We start from the raw sequence: 13035 nt of genomic DNA, 5'->3' as shown, positions 1-13035 counted from the left end.
GTGGTGGGACTGATCGCCCGCCGTGCGGAGCGTCTTGCCGAGGTGCTGGCCGACTGCCGTAGCACCTCGGCGGACTCGACGATGTGGGTGGCTGATCTGGCCGAAACCGCGACGGTGGGCGAGTTGGCGTCGCGGGCGTGGGATGACCTGGGCGGCATCGACGTGCTGGTCAACAACGCCGCGATGCCGAAGCGCCGGGCGGTCGCTGCGCTGGATCCGGTTGAGGTCGAGGAGGTGATGCGGGTCAACTTCTTCGCCCCGGTGCGGCTGACGTTGGCCGTCTTGCCGCGGATGCTGGCACGCGGACACGGCATGATCGTCAACGTGTCCAGCGTGGGTGGCCGGCTGGGCATCATCCACGAGGCCGCCTACTGCGCCAGCAAGTTCGCGCTTTGCGGCTGGAGCGAGTCGATGGCCGTCGACCTGCACGGCACAGGGGTGTGCGTGAAGCTGATCGAGCCCGGGCCGGTCGACACCGAGATCTGGGATCGGCCGGGCAGCGAGGAACCGCTCTACCAAGGACCCAAGGTGCCGCCCGATGAGGTGGCCGACGGCATTATCGCGGCGCTGGGCAGCGACCGTTTCGAGCACTATCTGCCGGACATGAAGGCGGTCGTCGACGCCAAAGACGCCGACCTCGACGCCTACATCGCCGGCGCGGCGCAGATGGCACCGCGATGAAAGCGGTGGTGTTCGGCGTGCCGCCCGAGCCGTTCGAGGGCCCGGAGAACGCCCTGACCCGCAGCCCGGTTGCACTGCAACAAGTAGCGGATCCTCAACTGCTGCATGACGATTGGGTGATCACCCGACCCCGGCTGACCGGTATCTGCGGCTCGGACTCCAAGCAGATCCTGCTGGATTTCGGTGAAGGCGACACCGACAATGCGATGGCGGCTTTCTGCTCGTTTCCGCAAGTGATGGGCCACGAGGTGGTCGCCGATGTGGTGCGGATAGGACCTAAGGCCCGCGGCGTGGCGGAGGGTCAGCGCGTCGTGCTCAACCCGTGGCTGTCCTGCGGGCCGCGGGGCATCCAGCCGCCCTGCCCGGCCTGCCAGAGCGGCGACTACAGCCTGTGCTGGAGCTTCTGCGACGGCGACATCAAACCCGGGATTCACACCGGGGTGTCGGCCGACGTGACGGGCGGCTACGCCGAGCTGATGCCGGCCCACGACAGCATGCTGTTCGCGGTGCCCGAATCGGTGCCCGACGAGTTGGCCGTTTTCGCCGACCCGTTTTCGGTGTCGCTGCACGCCATCACCCGCCATCCGCCGCCGCGATCCGGCCGGGTCCTGGTCTACGGCGCCGGCTCGCTGGGATTGTGCGCGGTCGCGATCCTGCGGGCCCTCTACCCGGACGTGACGGTCGCGGTGGTAGCCCGCTTTGATGCCCAGGCGCAGCTGGCCCGCCGGTTCGGGGCGGCCATCGTGCTGGCGCACGAGCCCCGGCTTGCGGTCATCGAAGAGTTGGTGAGCTGGGGCGGTGGCCGGTTGTGGCAGCCGCTGCAGGGATTGCCGATGGCACATCCCGGAGCCGTCGACGTCGTCTACGACACCATCGGAAAACCAGAAACGTTCGAAGTCGGAGTGCGAGTGCTGGCTTCGCGGGGAACGTTGGTGAAGGCCGGTGTGCACGCACCGGGTCGGTGGGAGTGGAGTCCGTTGTACTTCAAGGAGATCAGCTGGGTTGGCTCCAACGCGTTCGGCGTCGAAGAGGTCGAGGGGCAGCGCAAGCACGCGATCGCGCACTACCTCGATCTGGTTGTCGACGGCCGAATTGATTTGCGCCCCATGCTGACTCACACCTTCGCGCTCGACCAGTGGCGGGACGCCTTCCTGGCCATTGCCAACCAGGGTGAAAGCGGCGCGGTAAAGGTCGCCATCGACCAGCGCTAGCTTGTGTTGGCTCAGCTGTCGTAGTCGACCGTCACCGATGGCGTGGTGGGATGGGATTGACACGTCAGTATGAAGCCGGCCTCGAGCTCGGCTGTGTTAAGCGCAAAATTTTGCTCCATCGATACTGCTCCTGTCGTGACCCTGGCTTTGCACGTGCCACATGCGCCGCCAAGACAGGCATACGGCGCGTCGATGTTGTTTTTCAGCGCGGATTCGAGGACGGTCTCACCCGCTGCGAGTTCCACGGTGTGAGCCGCGCCGGACAGCGTGATGGTCACGTCGGACTTGGGAAAGTCATCGACGTGTGTGAGTTGCTTCGTGCCGCGGAACAGTTCGAGGTGTATCCGCTCGTTCGGCACCGCTTCGAATGCGAGGTCTTCGCGCAGCGTCGTGACGAGATCGCTTGGGCCACACAGGTACCAGCGGTCGACCGAAGTGAGGTCGGCACCGAGCAGGCGTTGAATCATCGCCAGGTCGACGCGGCCGCGAAGAGAGGCGGGGTGGTGCGCCTCGGCTGAGCGGATGTGGAAGATGCGTAACCGGTCTGCGTATCGAGATTCGAGCTCATCAAGTTCGGTGGTGAACATGGTCGACTCTGCCGTTCGGTTGCCGTAGAAGAGGGTGAAGCGGCTCTCGGTCTCGATCTCCATCGTTGTATGCACGATCGACAAGATGGGTGTGATCCCGCTCCCGGCCGCGACCGCGACATAGTCACGCCGAGCGAGTGGATCAAGCGGTGCGCCGAAGCTACCCGTGGCCGTCATCAGCTCCAAGACGTCACCGGCTCGCAGTGTTTCGACCGCGAAGGTTGAAAACATCCCGCCGTCGATGTGCCGTACTCCGATCGCCAGTTCGCCCGATGTGGCCGAGGTGCAGATCGAGTAGTTTCGTCGCACCTCCTTCCCACCGATGCGGTGTTTAACGGTCAGGTGCTGGCCCGCCTGGAATTGGAACTGGTCGCTGAGGTGATCGGGAACGTCGAAAGTGACTTTGACGCTGCCTGGAGTCAGGGGCTCGACGCTTTTGACCGGGATCGGGTGGGTGCTGGCATAGCGTGCCGCGGAGGAACGCGGCATTCGGACTGGGAGCAGTGCAGCCAGTTTGCCGTTGAGGCGTTTCCACTCGCGGTACTGGGTGGCGTCGAGCTGCTGGCCGAACACGGTGCTTATCGCCGAGTCGCGCTCGAGGTACGGGATCTCGTTGCGTCGCCAGGCCGCGACGTAGCGGTAGAAGGGGATAGAGGGGTGCAAGTGGTGGACCAGGTGATAGTTCTGCGACAAGAGCAGGGGAGTCAGGATCCACTCCGAGCCGACGCGATTGCGGGTCGCCCGATAGCGGTTCTGGCGTTGGGTGTCTTCCAGGTCGTGGTGGGGTAGCCAGTCGAACCACCAAGCCAGCACGAATACCGCCACCCGCTCGGGAATCAGATAGATCAGCGCGAGCGTCCACAGATGTCCGGCGGTGGCGGCCGACGCGATCACCGTCACCGAGAAGGCCATCAAGGCCACCGTTTCGAGAATCTCGGCGCGTGGGCGCCTGCGCACGTTACGCACCAAGAAACTGATGTATGGCAGGTCCATTGCCGGGAAGCGGATGGGCAGCTGCCACCGGGGCGCAGCGCTGACGAAGTGATCGGGATCGAACTCACCGTCATTGGTATTGCGGTGGTGCTCAATATGGATGAACGCGAACGACCTGAATGAGATCAGAGGCGAGACGAAGAACATTGCCACCCGACCGAAGGCGACGTTGACCCGGCGATGTGAGCTGATCGAGTAATGCGACGCGTCGTGCAACACGGTGAACAGGACGAAGATTGCAGCGGCGCTCGCGGAGATCGTGGCGATCGCAGGCAAGGTATCGGTGAGGGCAGCCCACGTTGATGCGCCGAAGAGCGCAAGCGCACATGTGAAAATGCCGACTATCGGCCAGGACAGCGTCGGAACCTGCTCGCCCGGATCAGGCAAGGCATGCTGCGAGGGCGCTGCTGGGGGTTGGGATTGTTGAGTCGTAGTCAACATCGGACTCCTCGGTCGCGCTTCGGGATGAGAGGCCAACCTACAAACGGCCGGTGTCGGTCAACAAGGCCCTCCCAGCCCTCTGCGGTGTGCTGCGAGCACATCCAGCGCGCTCGGGCTCCTGCCAGCGAGGCTATGACTCGGGCAACACCGAGGCCCCCAGCACGTCGCACACGAGTAGGGCGGCGTGCAGTTCGGCGACTTTGATTGTCGCGGGCCGGCCCCTGCGCTCTTCGGCACGACGCACCCTTTGCAGGACCGTGTTCTTGTGGATTCCCAAGGCGCGTGCTGCGGCGGTCAGACTCCCTTGCGCGTCGAGAACAGCCAGGAGTGCGGCGCGCTCGCCGCGCACTTTCGCGTCGTCTCGTGCCAGATCGCCGAGCTGAGCGGAAACGAAGGCCCTCGCCGCATCCATGTCGCGCGAGATGGCGTCCACCAACGCCACATCGCTGAACTCGGTGATCGAAGGCGCCGCGCGCCCAGACAGTTCGATGACCCGGCGAGTGCGTAGAGCCTCGAGGTGGGAGGTGCGAAAGCCCGCGGCCCCGAGATGGGGGGAGCCCACCGCGATATGAACTTTCTCGTGCTCGCCGAGAAGCTCCGTCGCCATGTCCCTGAGCGACGTCTTCGTGTCGCCCGTGGTCGATGCCCATCCCCACACCGCGAGTGGGCCGTCTGCCACGACGAGTGAGTGACTCGCCCCGAGAAACCGACCAACCCGCCTGGCCAATCCCTCAAGGTCGACGCCGCGGTCATCGACCCAGCAGGCGAAACCGATCTGCGAGCCGGTGAGCCGGTGGCTGAGCACACGTTCGGCCCGAGCGATGTCGACACGTTCCCCAGCGAGCAGTGCCCGCACGACATCGTCGCGCTCGGCTCTTGCCTGGTTCTGGCGTCGGTCGAGCTCAGCGACATACTCGGCAGCCACCAGACTGGAGATGCGGTCGATGTATCGAAACCCGAACCGCTCCAGATCGATAAACGTCCTCAGCGCGACAGTGGGGTCGTCGATCAAGTCAGTGAGCGACTCGGAAAGCTTCTCGGTGAAGTACTCATGACCCAACCGATAAAACCGCAGCATCACATCGACGCTGTGCCCTCGTGATGCCATTGCTCGCGCGTGTTCGAGCGCCGTTACCGGCGCTTCCGCCGCTGCTACGTCGATCCCATGACGGAACATCGAAAGTACCGCTTCGAGATTCGACGAGCACGATCCCAGGGTCAGGCCGCGAAGCTCGGCGTCCCCGCCGACCTCCGGTATCCGCTCGACCAAATACCTGAGCATGTCGTCAGCCAGGCTGGACACATTCGCTAGCAGAGACGCAGCGACACCCTTTCCAGCGACCGCGCCTTGGGCCGGCTCAAGCGCGTCCATAACTGCACACTAACGGCGACGGAACTGCGACAGCCGACCGTTCACGATCGACGCAGCAGCCGAGTTGTCACGTGGAGCCATCATCGAGAACCTCACCGAAAACTGCGCCAGCCTCCGAATACACGCATTGCCGCGACAAACCCCATCTCAGACCTTCAGAGCGCCTTGGGATCCGGTGATGGGCAGGTCGATCGGAGTGATGACGCCCGGTTGCGCGGCGCAGACGAACGGTATGGCGTTGACCGCGGCGACGGCGGTGCTGTCCATCAACACGGTCATCACATCCTCGCCGGGATTGCCGAATCGGATCGTCGCGTCGACGTGTGGTTGGCCTTCGATCACCACGCTGAATCCCTTGGGGTCGCTCCATTGCGGGTCGAGCGCATCGTTGCTCATGGTCCAGCAGATGGCCAACTCGATTACGTTGTGGCCGTTGCGATGGCCGCGATAGGTGCGGCGTTGGCCCCCGACGGTGCCGGCAGCGAAGTCCGCCCACCCCAGGTTCAGATCCCGGGTCAGCACGGCGGGCTCGACGAATGCTTCCTTGGAATCGAGCTCAGTACCCAGCATCGTGGCGATCATGTCCAGTGTTTCGAAGTAGCCGAGGCCGTAGCGTTGCGTGTCGGGATCGATCTGGGTAACCCGCTCTCGGGGCGGTTTGCCGAATCCGAGCACCCGCCATGCATCCATCACCGGGTAGGTGGTGCAGTCCAGCGTTTCGACGAGCTTGACGTTGCTGACCTGCCGGCATGCGCCGGTGAGGAACCCGGCAACGACGTTGATAAAGCCGGGCTCGAATCCCGTTCCCAGGAAGGTCGCACCGCCCTGTCGCGCCGCCTCCTCAAGCGCTGGTCGCTCGCTCGGGTGATGGGTGCCGGTCACGAAATCGCCGGTGGTGACGACGTTGATGCCGGAGCGCAGCATCCTGGCCACCAGTTCGAAGTCGATGACGCGCGGCATGTAGTTCACGCAATCCGGTCGAAGGTCGATCAGCGTATCGGTATTGGCCGTTGCCGCAACGCCAACCGGGGGTCGGTCGGCCAGCGCACCCACATCGCGCCCCACCTTGTCCGAACCGAATGCGTGCACGCCCACTACGTCGAAGTCGTCGCGGTCCAGCAGTATGCCGAGCGCTCGCCTGCCGATGTTGCCGGTTGACCACTGGACAACTTCATATCGCGCCATGCCTCACCGTAACCGGGGTCTGCGCGAGTGGAGGGAGGTCACCTTTTGGACCGCTGGTTCGTCAGTCGATAAGAACACCATGACCGTTGTAGCGATACGGAGAGACCATGTTCATCACATATGTCGCGGTGACGCTGGTAGCCACGGCCCTCGTGGGCGCCGCCGCCGTCGCAAACCTGGCCGGCAGCGACTATTCCAAGGCGCAAGCGGACATCAATCGTGTCCCACGGTCGTGGGTACGGCCACTGGGGCTGGTGCTGGCCGGCGGTGCGCTAGGACTGCTGGCGGGTTTCGCCGTGCCGGCGCTGGGCATCGTCGCGGCAGCCGGCCTCGTGCTGTACTTCGTCTGCGCGTTCGTCGTGCACGTGCGCGCAAGTAACTACCAGCTGGGCCCATGGGTCATGTACGCCTCGCTAGCCGTGGCCGCTTTGGTCATCAACCTGACGCGGCTGGTCCACTGACTACATCGGGTTGGTGCGCAGATAGCCGTAGATTCCGGCGAAGCCGGCGTTGACATCGTCTGGAAGCGGAACCGGCCCACCTAAAGCCCTTGCACCCCAAACGATTTGAGCTGTCCGCTCGACCAGCGCGGTGACATGCAGCACCTTGTCCGGCCGCGGCCCGACCGCCACCAGACCGTGGTTGGCAATCAGCGCGGCAGCACGGCCTTCCAATGCTTTGACCGCGTTGCTGCCCACTTCGGGTGTGCCGGACGCGGCGTAGTCGGCGCAACGGATCTCGCCGCCGCAGTAGATGGCGAACTCGTCGATGCACGCCGGAATCGGCTGGTGTGCGATCGCGAACATGGTGGCCCACACGGGGTGACTGTGAATTACGCTGCCGATGTCGTCGAACGCCTGAAAGCAGGCCAGGTGCAACTTCATCTCCGTCGACGGCGATCGGCCCTCAGCGGCGTGCAGCACGCCGCCATCGGGATCGACCACCACCAAGTCCTCGAGTGTCATTTCGGCGTAATCCACTGACGACGGGGTAATGACCAGGTTGCCGTCCTCGCGCCGCGCCGAGATGTTGCCCGCGGTGCCCTCGACCAGCCCGCGACGCAGCATGTCCTTGGCCGCGGCCAGCACCGCCGCGTCAGCGTTGTCGACGAATTTCATGGCTCTAGCACCTCCGGGTTGACGATATGGGCGGGCGTCTTGCCGGACAGCAGCGCTTCCAGGTCGTCGGCCACCATCTGCGCCTGGCGCGCCTCAGTGTTCCACGTAGCGCCGCCAATGTGGGGCGTGAGCACGACATTGGGCATCGCGACCAGTGGGTGATCGGTCGGCAGCCATTCACCGACGAAGTGGTCCAGACCCGCGACGGACACCTTGCCGCTGCGCAGCGCCTCGACCAATGCGTCGGTGTCGTGCAGCTGGGCTCGGGCGGTGTTGAGGAAGACCACCCCGTCGCGCATGGTCGCGAATTGCTTGGCGCCGATCAGCCCGGTGGTGTCGGCGGTGACCGGCGCGTGCAGCGAGACGATGTCGGCCTCAGCCAACAGTTCGTCGAGACCGTGCCGGGCCTCGTCGTTGTACGGGTCATAGGCGATGACCCGCATGCCCAGCCCGGCCATCCGCCACTTCACCGCCCGCCCAACGGCGCCCAGGCCAACCAACCCGACTGTCTGACCGGCCACCTCCCACGAGCGGAAGCGCTGATAGGGAATGCTGCCGTCGCGGAACACCTCGCCTGCCCGCACATCAGCGTCGGCGCCCAGCACGTGGCGGGTGGTGGCGAAAAGCAGCGCCAGCGTCATCTCGGCGACCGCGTCGGCGTTGCGGCCCGGGGTGTTCAGCACCGGAATACCGGCCGCGGTCGCACCCGCGATGTCGACGTTGTTGGGATCTCCCCGAGTAGAGGCAATAGCCCGCAAGCCCAAGTCGAACACCGACCCGCTGACCGAATCACTTTCCACCACAACGATATCGGCGGCTTCGGCCGATATCCGCTCGGCCAGCTGCTCGGCGGTGTAGATCCGCAGCGGGGTCTGTTCGATCCATGGGTCGTAGACGACATCGGCGAGCTGTCGCAACTTTTCGAACCCTTCGCCACGCAACGGGGCCGTCACCAAAGCACGGGTCACGACTGCCAATGCTGGCGTACGGTGACGCCCGTGTCACGCGAAGAGGTCACAATCGGCATCGACATCGGCACCACCGCAGTCAAAGCGGTGGCCGCCGACTCCGATGGCCGGGTGGTCGGGCGGGCACGCATCCCGCATGAGTTGCGGGTGCCGACGCCGGACCGGCTGGAACACAACGCCGAAGAGGCGTGGCGGCTCGGCCCACTGGCAGCACTGGAGCAACTGGCGCGCCCGGACGCCGCAGCGGTCGCCGTTTCCGCAATGGTCCCGTCGTTGACCGCGGTCGATTCCGGCGGCCATCCGATCACGCCGGGGCTGCTCTACGGCGACAGCCGAGGCCGCGTTGTCGAGACGGACAGCGGCAGCCCGTTTCCGGTGGGTGAGGCCGCGGAATTTCTGCGCTGGACGGCTGCGCAGGCACCCGATGCGGCCGGATACTGGCCGGCGCCGGCGGTCGCCAATTACGCCCTGGCCGGCGAGGCGGTGGTCGATTTTCCCACCGCGTATACCGCGCTGCCGCTGTTCTCGCCAGAGTTGGAAGGCGGCTGGAACGCGGCGGCCTGTGCCGACCGCGGTGTGACGGTCGACCGCATGCCCCGGGTCGAAGCACCCGGAGTTGCTGCCGGACAACTGCGCGATACCGCGGACAGGCCAGTCGTGCTGGCGGTCGGCGCCATCGACGCGCTGTGCGAGCAGATGGTGGCCGGCGCCGGCGACGACGGCGATGTGCTGGTGCTGTGCGGCACCACGTTGATTGTCTGGGTCACCATCCCCGATGCGCGGCAGGTGCCGGGCCTGTGGACGCTCCCGACCATGACCGGAAAGAGCCAGATCGGCGGGGCGAGCAACGCCGGCGGGCTGTTCCTCGGCTGGGTCGATCGGGTGCTGGCGCCTGGCGACCCGGCGGCGGTGGACCCGCGGCGAGTGCCGGTGTGGTCGCCGTACCTGCGTGGCGAGCGCACACCCTTCCACGACCCCGACCGTCGCGGGGTGCTCGACGGCCTAGACCTCACCCACGATGCGGCGACGCTGCGCCGGGCCGCCTACGAGGCGTCCGGCTTCGTCGTCCGCCAGCTCATCGAACTGAGCGGGGTGAACCCGTCGCGGATCGTGGCCGCAGGCGGTGGTACCCGCGTCGAGCCGTGGCTGCGGGCTATCGCTGATGCCACCGGCCGGCCGGTGGAGGTCTCGGGTGTGGCCGAAGGCGCGGCGCTGGGCGCGGCATTCCTGAGCCGGATGGCAGTCGGCAAGGAGTCATCGATGGCCGACGCCGCGCGCTGGGCGGCGATCGAGCGCGTCGTGCAACCCGATCCCGCCTGGACGGGTCCGATGGCCCAGCGTTACGGCCGGTTTCTCGAAATGGCCGACCGGCCGTCGACAGCTAGCTGAGGGTTGAGATCACGGCGATGATGTTGCGGAAAGCGGCCAGTGCTTCGTCGGTGGGGAATGGGCGACCGTAGTCGGCGAACAGCTCCCGTCGAGCTCGGCTGGCGACTTGCCAGCCCCGAGCGCTGAGGTACTCGGCGACATTGTTGCGCTCGCCGTCGTAGAACAGCCCCGACAAATCGAGGTCGCAGCCCAAATTGGCCCACCGGGCGTTCATCGCCTTGCCGCGTTCGGCCATCGTCGGACCGCTGTCCGGGTGATATTCGGTGGCCAGTTGACTGCCAGGAGCGCTGAGCGCCGTGATGTGATCGAAGAGCCGGTCCTGGGCTTCCGGCGGCAGATACATCAAGAGGCCTTCGGCGCTCCACGCCGTCGGTTTAGTGTCGTCAAAACCGCTGTCGCGCAATGCCTTCGGCCAGTCTTCGCGCAAATCGATGCTGACCGTGCGGCGCTCGGTTGTCGGTTCGGCGCCCAGCCGCGCCATCGCGTCGGTTTTGAATCCGACGACCTTGGGCTGGTCGACTTCGTAAACGACGGTGCCGGGCGGCCACGCCAGCCGGTACGCCCTGGCGTCCAGACCGGCGGCCAGAATCACCGCCTGATCGATCCCCGCCGCCGTTGCGTGCAAGAAGAAGTCATCGAAGAACCGGGTGCGCACCGCCAGCGAGTCGGTCTCAGTTTGCAATTCCACCTCGCCGGGCTCGCCGGTGTCGGTCGGTCTGATCTCGCCGTCGAGCACGCGGATGAAGAAGTCGATCCCCACCGCCCGCACCAGCGGGGCGGCGAACGGGTCGTCGATGATCGGCGCGGCGTCCTTGGTGGCCAGCGCACGGGCTACGGCGACCATCGTCGCGGTGGCGCCTACGCTGGATGCCAGGTCCCAGGTGTCGCTGTCGCTGCGTGCCATCGTCACTCCCAACCACTTTGATACTTAGCCAAGGTAAAGAGCCAGTGAAACTGTACGCCTTGTTTTTATGCGAGGTGCTGCGTGCCGGGCCACCCGTTTTAGGGGAGGCGCGACCACCGCTGTTAGTCTCGTAGACTGTCTGACGCGCGCTGGACACCTCCTGGCCTGCGAGTGCTTGGCGCGTAGGACCGCTGATTTTTTAATGCTGGTAACACCAGCCCCGTTGGCATGCCGCTACCAAGACCGGCGGCGCAGGAGGAAGAGTGTTTTCGGCTTTCATCTCATCGCTGCGAACAGTCGACCTGAGACGGAAAATCCTGTTCACGCTGGGCATTGTGATCCTCTACCGGTTGGGCGCGTCCGTGCCGTCGCCGGGGGTGAACTACCCGAATGTGCAGAAGTGCATCCAACAAGTCAGCGGTGGGGAAGCCGCCCAGATCTACTCGCTGATCAACCTGTTTTCCGGCGGCGCGTTGCTCCAGCTGACGGTGTTCGCGGTCGGGGTGATGCCGTATATCACCGCGAGCATCATCGTGCAGCTGCTCACCGTGGTCATCCCCAGGTTTGAGGAACTGCGCAAAGAAGGGCAGTCCGGCCAGGTCAAGATGACCCAGTACACCCGCTACCTGGCGATCGCGCTGGCCATCCTGCAGGCCACCAGCATCGTGGCGCTGGCCGCTAACGGCGGGCTGCTGCAGGGCTGCAGCCTGGACATCATCTCCAACCAGAGCATCTTCACCTTGGTCGTGATCGTGCTGGTGATGACGGCGGGCGCGGCGCTGGTGATGTGGATGGGCGAGCTGATCACCGAGCGCGGTATCGGCAACGGCATGTCGCTGCTGATTTTCGCCGGCATCGCCGCCCGTATTCCAGGTGAAGGCAAAACCATCCTGGACAGCCGCGGCGGGGTGATCTTCGCGGCAGTGTGCTTCGCGGCCCTGATCATCGTCGTCGGCGTGGTGTTCGTCGAGCAGGGCCAGCGCCGCATCCCGGTGCAGTACGCCAAGCGAATGGTGGGCCGGCGGATGTACGGCGGCACCTCCACGTATCTGCCGCTGAAGGTCAATCAGGCCGGTGTTATCCCGGTCATCTTCGCCTCGTCGCTGATCTACATTCCGCGTCTGATCACCCAGCTGATCCGCAGCGGCACGGGCGGTGCGGGCAACAGCTGGTGGGACAAATTCATCGCCAATTACCTGTCGAACCCCGGCAGCCCCGTCTACATCGCCGTCTATTTCGGGCTGATCATCTTCTTCACCTACTTCTACGTCTCGGTCACGTTCAACCCCGACGAACGTGCCGACGAGATGAAGAAGTTCGGCGGTTTCATTCCGGGTATTCGGCCCGGAAAGCCAACCGCTGATTACCTGCGGTATGTGCTCAGCAGGATCACGCTGCCAGGCTCGATCTACCTCGGCGTCATCGCGGTGCTGCCTAATCTGTTCCTCCAGATCGGCAACACGGGGACGGTGCAGAACCTGCCGTTCGGGGGCACCGCGGTGCTGATCGCGATCGGTGTCGGCTTGGATACCGTGAAGCAGATCGAGAGCCAGCTCATGCAGCGCAACTACGAAGGGTTCCTCAAGTGAGAGTTGTGTTGCTTGGTCCGCCCGGAGCGGGTAAGGGCACGCAGGCCGAGAAGCTGGCAGAGAAACTCGAAATACCGCATCTGTCCACCGGGGAACTGTTTCGGCAGAACATCAACACCGGCACCAAGCTCGGCCTGGAGGCCAAGCGCTACCTGGACGCCGGCGATTTGGTGCCGTCTGAACTGACCAACGAACTCGTCGACGACCGGCTGAACAATCCGGACACCAAAAACGGCTTCATCCTGGACGGTTACCCGCGCTCGGTCGGGCAGGCCAAAGCACTGCACGACATGCTCGAGCGCCGCGGGACCCAGCTCGACGCGGTCCTGGAGTTTCGGGTGTCCGAGCAGGTGTTGCTCGAGCGGCTCAAAGCGCGCGGCCGTGCCGACGACACCGACGAGGTCATCCTCAACCGGATGAAGGTGTACCGCGACGAAACCGCGCCGCTGATCGAGTACTACACCCACGAGTTGAAAACCGTCGACGCGGTCGGCACCGTCGACGAGGTGTTCGCTCGTGCGCTACGGGCCCTGGGAAGGTAACCGTGATCGCCCTGGGTGGGCTGCGTAGTCGCAAGGTGGTGCCGCAGCGCAGCGC

The 13035-nt window shown here is 65.0% G+C and carries 12 protein-coding genes; 6 read left to right on the top strand and 6 right to left on the bottom strand.

Translation table 11 applies throughout. The features are described from left to right. Together WB785_RS00300 and WB785_RS00295 are read left to right on the top strand one after the other, a co-directional pair. Positions 1-681: SDR family NAD(P)-dependent oxidoreductase (locus WB785_RS00300; protein WP_424076708.1), on the top strand; the 681-nt coding region annotated here is incomplete at its 5' end. Continuing rightward, complete coding sequence (locus WB785_RS00295) at positions 678-1892, top strand: zinc-dependent alcohol dehydrogenase (RefSeq protein ID WP_424076707.1); 1215 nt, start codon at positions 678-680, stop codon at positions 1890-1892. The genes WB785_RS00300 and WB785_RS00295, both read left to right, overlap by 4 nt. Positions 1893-1903: 11 nt before the next feature. On the opposite strand, the gene WB785_RS00290 is transcribed toward WB785_RS00295, so the two are convergent. From WB785_RS00290 to WB785_RS00280, 3 genes are all read right to left on the bottom strand, one after another. Beyond that, positions 1904-3913, bottom strand: a complete 2010-nt coding sequence (locus WB785_RS00290; RefSeq protein ID WP_424076706.1) for a fatty acid desaturase — start codon at positions 3911-3913, stop codon at positions 1904-1906. 130 nt (positions 3914-4043) lie between these two features. Continuing rightward, positions 4044-5285, bottom strand: a complete 1242-nt coding sequence (locus WB785_RS00285; protein ID WP_424076705.1) for a PucR family transcriptional regulator — start codon at positions 5283-5285, stop codon at positions 4044-4046. A 147-nt stretch (positions 5286-5432) separates the two neighbouring features. Next, a complete protein-coding gene (locus tag WB785_RS00280) occupies positions 5433-6470 on the bottom strand; it encodes a dihydrodipicolinate reductase (RefSeq protein WP_424076704.1) in 1038 nt (345 codons plus the stop codon). A gap of 107 nt (positions 6471-6577) precedes the next feature. On the opposite strand from WB785_RS00280, the gene WB785_RS00275 reads away from it, so the two are divergent. Next, positions 6578-6931 (top strand): DoxX family protein, encoded by a 354-nt coding sequence (locus tag WB785_RS00275; RefSeq protein ID WP_424076703.1) that lies wholly within the window; start codon positions 6578-6580, stop codon positions 6929-6931. Here WB785_RS00275 and WB785_RS00270 read toward each other — a convergent pair whose 3' ends face one another. Together WB785_RS00270 and WB785_RS00265 are read right to left on the bottom strand one after the other, a co-directional pair. Continuing rightward, positions 6932-7588 (bottom strand): L-fuculose-phosphate aldolase, encoded by a 657-nt coding sequence (locus tag WB785_RS00270; protein ID WP_424076702.1) that lies wholly within the window; start codon positions 7586-7588, stop codon positions 6932-6934. Continuing rightward, positions 7585-8565, bottom strand: a complete 981-nt coding sequence (locus WB785_RS00265) for an NAD(P)-dependent oxidoreductase (protein ID WP_424076701.1) — start codon at positions 8563-8565, stop codon at positions 7585-7587. The genes WB785_RS00270 and WB785_RS00265 overlap by 4 nt, the downstream gene beginning before the upstream one ends. 21 nt (positions 8566-8586) lie before the next feature. Between WB785_RS00265 and WB785_RS00260 the strand changes: the two genes are divergently transcribed. Beyond that, the gene (locus WB785_RS00260; RefSeq protein ID WP_424076700.1) at positions 8587-9945 is read left to right on the top strand and encodes a xylulokinase; all 1359 of its coding nucleotides are present in this window, start codon (positions 8587-8589) and stop codon (positions 9943-9945) included. On the opposite strand, the gene WB785_RS00255 is transcribed toward WB785_RS00260, so the two are convergent. Further along, complete coding sequence (locus WB785_RS00255; protein WP_424076699.1) at positions 9938-10849, bottom strand: class I SAM-dependent methyltransferase; 912 nt, start codon at positions 10847-10849, stop codon at positions 9938-9940. The genes WB785_RS00260 and WB785_RS00255 overlap by 8 nt on opposite strands. Before the next feature lie 263 nt (positions 10850-11112). On the opposite strand from WB785_RS00255, the gene secY reads away from it, so the two are divergent. Both secY and WB785_RS00245 read left to right on the top strand, forming a co-directional pair. Then, on the top strand, positions 11113-12438 hold the full coding sequence (secY, locus tag WB785_RS00250; protein ID WP_424076698.1) for a preprotein translocase subunit SecY: 1326 nt from the start codon (positions 11113-11115) through the stop codon (positions 12436-12438). Beyond that, positions 12435-12980: an adenylate kinase gene (locus WB785_RS00245; protein WP_424076697.1), complete on the top strand. Its 546-nt coding sequence runs from the start codon at positions 12435-12437 to the stop codon at positions 12978-12980. The genes secY and WB785_RS00245 overlap by 4 nt, the downstream gene beginning before the upstream one ends. The last annotated feature ends 55 nt before the right edge of the window (positions 12981-13035 follow it).

It is taken from the genome of Mycobacterium sp. (assembly GCF_049585075.1).
In the GTDB taxonomy this organism is placed as follows: Bacteria; Actinomycetota; Actinomycetes; order Mycobacteriales; family Mycobacteriaceae; genus Mycobacterium.
This window is presented reverse-complemented; position numbering and strand designations above follow the sequence as displayed.